This window comes from Metabacillus niabensis (assembly GCF_902829255.1).
Classification (GTDB): domain Bacteria; phylum Bacillota; class Bacilli; order Bacillales; family Bacillaceae; genus Metabacillus; species Metabacillus niabensis.
Genome location: NZ_CADEPK010000244.1, coordinates 1 through 6366, shown reverse-complemented (window position 1 = coordinate 6366; position 6366 = coordinate 1). Strand labels below are relative to the sequence as shown.

The 6366-nt window shown below is 32.8% G+C and carries 7 protein-coding genes; 3 read left to right on the top strand and 4 right to left on the bottom strand.

All coding sequences use genetic code 11. From position 1 onward, the window contains the following. Positions 1-47 precede the first annotated feature (47 nt). On the top strand, positions 48-809 hold the full coding sequence (locus HU235_RS15375) for an NADPH-dependent oxidoreductase (protein WP_174880765.1): 762 nt from the start codon (positions 48-50) through the stop codon (positions 807-809). A 106-nt stretch (positions 810-915) separates the two neighbouring features. Beyond that, the gene (locus HU235_RS15370; RefSeq protein WP_174880764.1) at positions 916-1074 is read left to right on the top strand and encodes a hypothetical protein; all 159 of its coding nucleotides are present in this window, start codon (positions 916-918) and stop codon (positions 1072-1074) included. 147 nt (positions 1075-1221) lie between these two features. Here HU235_RS15370 and HU235_RS15365 read toward each other — a convergent pair whose 3' ends face one another. The 3 genes from HU235_RS15365 to HU235_RS15355 all read right to left on the bottom strand — a co-directional run bounded on the left by HU235_RS15365 (position 1222) and on the right by HU235_RS15355 (position 4724). Further along, a complete protein-coding gene (locus HU235_RS15365; protein ID WP_174880763.1) occupies positions 1222-1509 on the bottom strand; it encodes a hypothetical protein in 288 nt (95 codons plus the stop codon). 2 nt (positions 1510-1511) lie between these two features. After that, positions 1512-3866, bottom strand: a complete 2355-nt coding sequence (helD, locus tag HU235_RS15360) for an RNA polymerase recycling motor HelD (protein WP_174880762.1) — start codon at positions 3864-3866, stop codon at positions 1512-1514. Positions 3867-4100: 234 nt separating this feature from the next. Beyond that, positions 4101-4724: a hypothetical protein gene (locus tag HU235_RS15355; protein ID WP_095302675.1), complete on the bottom strand. Its 624-nt coding sequence runs from the start codon at positions 4722-4724 to the stop codon at positions 4101-4103. A gap of 203 nt (positions 4725-4927) precedes the next feature. On the opposite strand from HU235_RS15355, the gene HU235_RS15350 reads away from it, so the two are divergent. Continuing rightward, complete coding sequence (locus tag HU235_RS15350; protein WP_174880761.1) at positions 4928-5701, top strand: hypothetical protein; 774 nt, start codon at positions 4928-4930, stop codon at positions 5699-5701. An 88-nt stretch (positions 5702-5789) separates the two neighbouring features. On the opposite strand, the gene HU235_RS15345 is transcribed toward HU235_RS15350, so the two are convergent. Further along, on the bottom strand, positions 5790-6095 hold the full coding sequence (locus HU235_RS15345; protein ID WP_174880760.1) for a hypothetical protein: 306 nt from the start codon (positions 6093-6095) through the stop codon (positions 5790-5792). Positions 6096-6366: the final 271 nt, after the last annotated feature.

Below are 6366 nucleotides of genomic sequence, written 5' to 3'. Positions count from 1 at the left end.
AGATCAAGTATAGTTACCATATATATTATAATATAGGAGGATTCATCATGAATGAAGTTATTAAAACCTTAACAAGCCATCGATCTTTTCGACATTTTGAAGACCGAGAAATCTCTACTGAACAGCTAGATGCTATCCTTACTTCTGCTCAAGCAGCCCCTACTTGGATCCATGGTCAGCAAGTTTCAGTTATTGTAATCAAAGATAAAGCAAGAAAACAAACATTAGCCTCATTATGCGGTAATCAGAAACATATTATTGAAGCTCCGGTATTCCTTATTTTCTGTGCAGATTTTTATCGTACAAAGCTCGCTAGTAAGATTGAACAAATACCAATGGAGGCAATTCATGATGTTGATATGTTATTAGTTGGAGCAACCGATGTCGGTATCTCCTTAAGTAATGCAATTGCAGCATCTGAATCATTAGGTTTACAAATTGTTCCGATAGGTGGTATTCGTAAAAATCCTTTAGAGGTTATTGAGTACTTGAATTTACCTGAATATGTAATTCCAATTTGTGGCTTATGTATAGGCTATGGTTATAATGATCCGGGGCATAATCCACGATTACCAAATGAAGCATTTATCCATCAAGAAGTCTATAACAAAGATCAAGAGCAAATCATTCATACATATAATAAAACATACCAAGAACATCAAAGAAAATTAACTGATCATGAAAACCCTCCTACATGGACAGCAAGGGTAGCTAGCTTTTATAAGGGAAAGCATTATAATGACCGATATCCTCATGTAGCCTCAATGTTAAAGAAACAAGGCTTCACTTGTGATGACATAAAAAATTGAATTAATTTCAGTTTACGATCTGATAAAAACGGGTATTGGCTCTTTGTTTAGCTATTAAATAACAAGCCATGAATTATTCTTGTACAGAAGATATGGAGGGGTGTAAATGAACAAAATAAATAAACATTCGGTCCATCAAGCTGAGAATAGTGAAATTTTCACATTGGCTAACTTAGCAATAGCAAATGGAGTTAGCAAAGAGGCTTTCAAGAAATTTATTGAACAGACGAAACAACATCTTCGTAAATCATCAAAAATTAAATAATTAAAAAAAGAGGGTGACTGAAAATGGTCTGCCCCCCTCCTAATAAACACTGATAAATTGTATACTAGCCTCACATTAGGTCTATTTATTGTGTTGTTAGGAGTCTGGTACCTTTGGTTTTGAGACACCCTCTTTTTACTTCATAATTTAAAGAGCTGATTTGAGTTGCTTAAAGGTTTCAATAAACATTTTAGGATTTTCTTTAATAGTATAGCAGTACAAGCCTTTTATCGTATGTAAATAAATAAGCCCCATTTGATTTGAAAAAGGACGAAAAGACATATCTAATACCTCATGTTGGTGAAAAACTTCCCCATCGGTCCAAACAGCTTCTAGCGAAAATGCAATCATATACTCTTCTTCTTTATAATGCTGTTGATTCTCTTCAATAGAGCGTATAACTTTTATATAAGGTAATTGTGCGATCATTTCCACCGTTATCCCTCTATTTTAGTTTTATTTATATAAAGCTCCTCTGGTATATTTGCAAGGAATGGAGTAGCTTCCATTGTATAAAAGATCAATAATTCATGCATCGCCCTAGTACATGCTGTATAGAAGAGGTTTCTTGTCTCTTCACTCCCGTATTGTTCATACGAAGCATTAAACAATATTACACAATCAAACTCAATTCCCTTAGCTAAATAGGCTGGAATAATGACTACACCAGAATCAAATTGATTGCTTCTTTTATCAATAAGTTCAACCTCGATACTATCTTTAAGTAAGTCAAATACACGATTTGCTTCCTTTTGAGTTTTACAAATGATTGCCGTTGTTTTATATGTGCTGTTATTTTTTATTTTATCAACAATTTGAGCAATTATTTCGTTTTCATCATTTTTTTCTAAAATAATTGGCTTCTGTCCATTACGATTAAAGGGCTCAATTTCTTCGTTTTTTTCTAATATTGCTGATGTAAATTCAATGATTTGCTTTGTAGAGCGATAACTTCTAGTTAATTTAATCGTTTCAATGCTTTCACCATTAAATAAATTCTTTAACACTTCTATCCCAGTATGTGAATGATGTGCATAAATTGCTTGATTAATATCGCCGAGTACTGTAAAACGGGAATTTGGAAATAAATGCTTTAAAAAAGCAAATTGAAAGGATGAGTAATCCTGAGCCTCATCAATAAAAACATATTTAACACTTGTGTTGACTTTAAACCCTTCAATCATTTCCTTTAAATACAAATAAGGTGTTGCATCTTCATAAGGAAGGTGATTGTTATTTAAATGCTTACTTGTATATTGGCAAATTTCTTGCCAGTCAAGATTTGTTATAGGTGAAATCGTTAAGTGCAAGTCATTTTGGTTAAGAGTAAATAATTGCTGATAAATTGCCTTCATATTAAGAAAGTCAAGCCGTTTTATTTTTTTTATTACAGGACTCAAGGCTCGTTTAACTACATAAATGCTTAATTGTTCTTGCTCTCTTTCAAAATCATCAAAGGTATCTTGCGAGAAACGTTTTTGCTTACTTAACTTTTGAAAATAAAACTGATATTCCTCTTTATCTAAATATTGAATTTCATCTTCAACCCACTCTTTTTTTCTCTCACTTTTTTCAAGCTTTTTTAGTTCAGATAGTAACCATGTAGCAGTAAGTTTGACTCGATTAGTAATCGATAGTTGTTTATCTAATGAATAAAAATAATCAGATATTTCTAATGTAGAAATGACAACTTCATTTCTAAACACAATATCTTGAAACACTAAATTTTCATTACTTAAATGTGTTAAATATTGTTCAACAACATGTAAAAATTGGATCGATGACTTATATTTTGCTGATTTTTTTCTTACCTCGTAATCCTGTTCATGTTGAGCAGTTAGCATATATTCCATTTGAGAAAAAGGATCTTCTACATGAAAGGAATCACCTAAGGAAAATTCTAAATACTGTTGGAATGTTGTTTGCTGCATATTTTCTTCTCCTAGCTCAGGCAAAACATTGCGAATATAGCTATTGAACATCGGGTTAGGAGAAAACAATACTATTTCTTCAGCATTTAATGTCTCACGGTATTTATATAGTAAAAAGGCAACTCGTTGTAAAGCTGCTGATGTTTTCCCACTCCCTGCAGCACCTTGAACGATTAATAGCTTCCCCTTTTCATTACGAATGATTTTATTTTGCTCCTTTTGGATAGTAGCAACAATGCTCTTCATTTGTGCATTTGATTGCTTACCTAATACTTCTTGAAGGAGCTCATCACCTATTGTTAAACCAGTATCAAACATCCCTTCGATAATACCATCTTTTATAATAAACTGCCTTTTTAATTGTAATTCACCTGTAACAGTACCACCTGGTGCCGTAAATTTAGCAGGACCAAGAGAATAATCATAATACAAACTTGAAATGGGGGCACGCCAATCGTAAACTAAAAACTCATCTGATTCGTTATCCAAAAATGAGGCTATTCCTAAATATATTCGTTCTATATCCTGTTCTCCATCTTCCTTAAAATCGATCCGGGCGAAGTACGGCGTCTCAACTAAACGTCTTAAGTTTTTAACATCCTTATGTAAATGTTTATGACGATGTTCACGTTCAGATAAAAATTCAGCTTGCTGCTTGATGCTAGTTGCAGTTTCTCCCGCTTCAACAGCATCGTCCATATTTACAGTAACATCTTCCCAGAAATTTCTTCTAATCGAAAGGATATCTGACTTCACTGTTGATGTCTGCTGTTCCAATAAAGCTAACTCGCTTTTCATTTTTTCGATGACTTGATTGATTCTTATTTGTTCAGTATGTAATTCCTGTTTATTTTCTGACATGAAACCCCGCCCTTCGTAACTTTTTTACAATTGTGAATTATCATCATAACAAATATAAAGTTTTAAGAAAATATATCACTTCTCACTATTTCGTGAAAAAGTTAAAAAAACCTACATTTTTATGGATATTAAATGTTGTGGGCAAAGGAGATTAATTTCTCATTTAAATACGAAAAGAAGTTAACAGGAAATGTTAACTTCAATCTGCTACTTTTTGCTTTAAAAATTTTACGTTTATTGAAAATCAAACTCTGATAAAGAGTCCATATGACTTGCGATCATCGCGATAATTGTACTTGCTTCTTCTTTACTAAAAATAAAATTTGTTTCATCTTTAATGAGCTGATCATCGTCTGTTTTTATCCGATTTATTCTTTTAAGCACACCGTCACCAGTCTCTTGAATAATACCGAATTGATATGTTACTTCCACTTCATCCTCGTGCATAAAAGCAGTAACCTCTGGTGTTTCCCACTCTACATCGATTTCCTCAAGAACATTATCTTCTTCGATATCCTGAGATTCATCATATTCCTCTTCATCATCGTCATTCATATACATATGAAAACTTTCGTGAACTGCATCAATGATTTCTTCAATATCAGATAGGATCGTACGAGACATTTGATCATATTCAAAATCAAACGATTCAATGTAAAATTCAACATTGTAAGGGTCAAAGCAAAGCGTACAGAAGTAATCTCGCTCATCATCCTCTGTTTCAACAAAAAACTCAATTCTTGGATGCTTAGCTCCCCTATCGATGGACATATGACCAACTTGATCATATTTTTCACAAATTGATTCAAGATGATCTTGTAATTCTGCACTTATCCTATCAAACCATTCCATACTCATCTTCTTTCACCCTTTCATACTTCCTCACTTTTCACTTTTCCCAAAAGAAACTAAAATACTTTTAGCTTTCTTAAGGCGTTAAACAAACCTAGTATGTCCTTATTTCTAGCCATATTTTCATTTTTCATGAAAGTTGTTATCAAAATTAGGCTATCTCTCATAGGATATTAACATCATTTTCTTCAAAAAAGGAGGAGAATCTTTTGGTATATAGTAAAAAGAACGATAATCCGACTTTATATATAAACACCAAAAATATACAAGCAAATTCAAATCAACAAACCTTCCGTCGCAATTATTTACAAGAATTCATGTACCTTCAAGCAGAATTAAATTCATCATTAACTAATGCTACAAAAGAGGTAAGCAGGCTTATCTCTAAAACGAGTACAGAACAACAAAACCAATTCAACCATGTATTTAAACATTTACAAATACACGAGGAACGAATTGAGCCGTTGAAAAATTATATAATTAAACAAGAGGAAGCACATAATGAATTAATTTCACGCTTCGAAACACTAAACACTGCTAATCAAGGCCTATTAGAAAAGCATAAGAAAGATGAATTGTTAAACCAAGCGATCATCGACCAATTAACAATACAGGATACGTCACTACATCAGTTAACAAAAAAAGTAGAGCACTTCGAAACTCTCCATAGTCAGTTTCATGACCAATTGGCTGATCAATTGAATGTAAATGAGTCGATAAAAAATAATTTAGAGCTCCAAGAATCTTTCCATCAAACGATATTAGAACGTGTTGAAAGTCAAGATGCCATTCATCAAAAAATGGCTCGCGATATGGATAGTTTAAGAGCAACACTATTTGAAAGAATTAATTATGTTGTTGAAAAAATTGAAGAAAATTATAAGCAAGTATCCGGTTATATCTTTAAATTATTTAACAAAGCAAATTTCAAGCATAATCATGACACCGAAAGTGAGAAAAAGAAAAAGGAAACTGTTGGATGAAAATGAATGATAATCGCTAAAAGGGTTAATCTGCTACAGGAATTATATGTATAAAGATTAGCCCTTTTTAGCATTTGAATTAGTCAGATCAAAATCTGCTTTCTACTTCTTCACAATCTTGATGGTCACCATAAATCATTTTTAACATTTCTTCTGCAGCATCATAAGAAACCTCATGATAATCCTTAGCAAAATGCTTTAAACTATCACAAAATCCCACATTGTCCTCGCCAACACTTTCAGACCAGCTTACAAAATTATGAAAATCCTGTAGTGGATCGTAGGAATTAAATTTTGCCACAACATCATCCGAATTTCCAAGAGTGGTCACTTCAATACCTTGATATGTTTCTGGATGCTCCTCTGCATATTTCACACAGGCATAAAAAATCATAGCTCTTGCTCCTTTCATAGAGATGTAAATCAACTATTATGTAAAAAAATGAACTGATACGTTTTTTCTTAAATTAGTCTTTACTTGAGAGATAAAATTATGTGGAGGATCCATCATTTACTTAATTTACTTGTTATTTAAAGAAAAAATAAAAACCACCCGTGATAACGGGTGGTTTTCTCTGCGGCTGAAAGCCTTTGTTACTGACCAAACCCTAAAGGGCTTCTGAACGGTTCCCCACGTGTACTACTTCTACTGGCCAGACCTAAAA

Coding starts and splice junctions, on each gene's coding strand:
- HU235_RS15375 (WP_174880765.1), top strand. CDS start 48: ATGAATGAAGTTATTAAAACCTTAACAAGCCATCGATCTTTTCGACAT.
- HU235_RS15370 (WP_174880764.1), top strand. CDS start 916: ATGAACAAAATAAATAAACATTCGGTCCATCAAGCTGAGAATAGTGAA.
- helD (WP_174880762.1), bottom strand. CDS start 3,866: ATGTCAGAAAATAAACAGGAATTACATACTGAACAAATAAGAATCAAT.
- HU235_RS15355 (WP_095302675.1), bottom strand. CDS start 4,724: ATGAGTATGGAATGGTTTGATAGGATAAGTGCAGAATTACAAGATCAT.
- HU235_RS15345 (WP_174880760.1), bottom strand. CDS start 6,095: ATGATTTTTTATGCCTGTGTGAAATATGCAGAGGAGCATCCAGAAACA.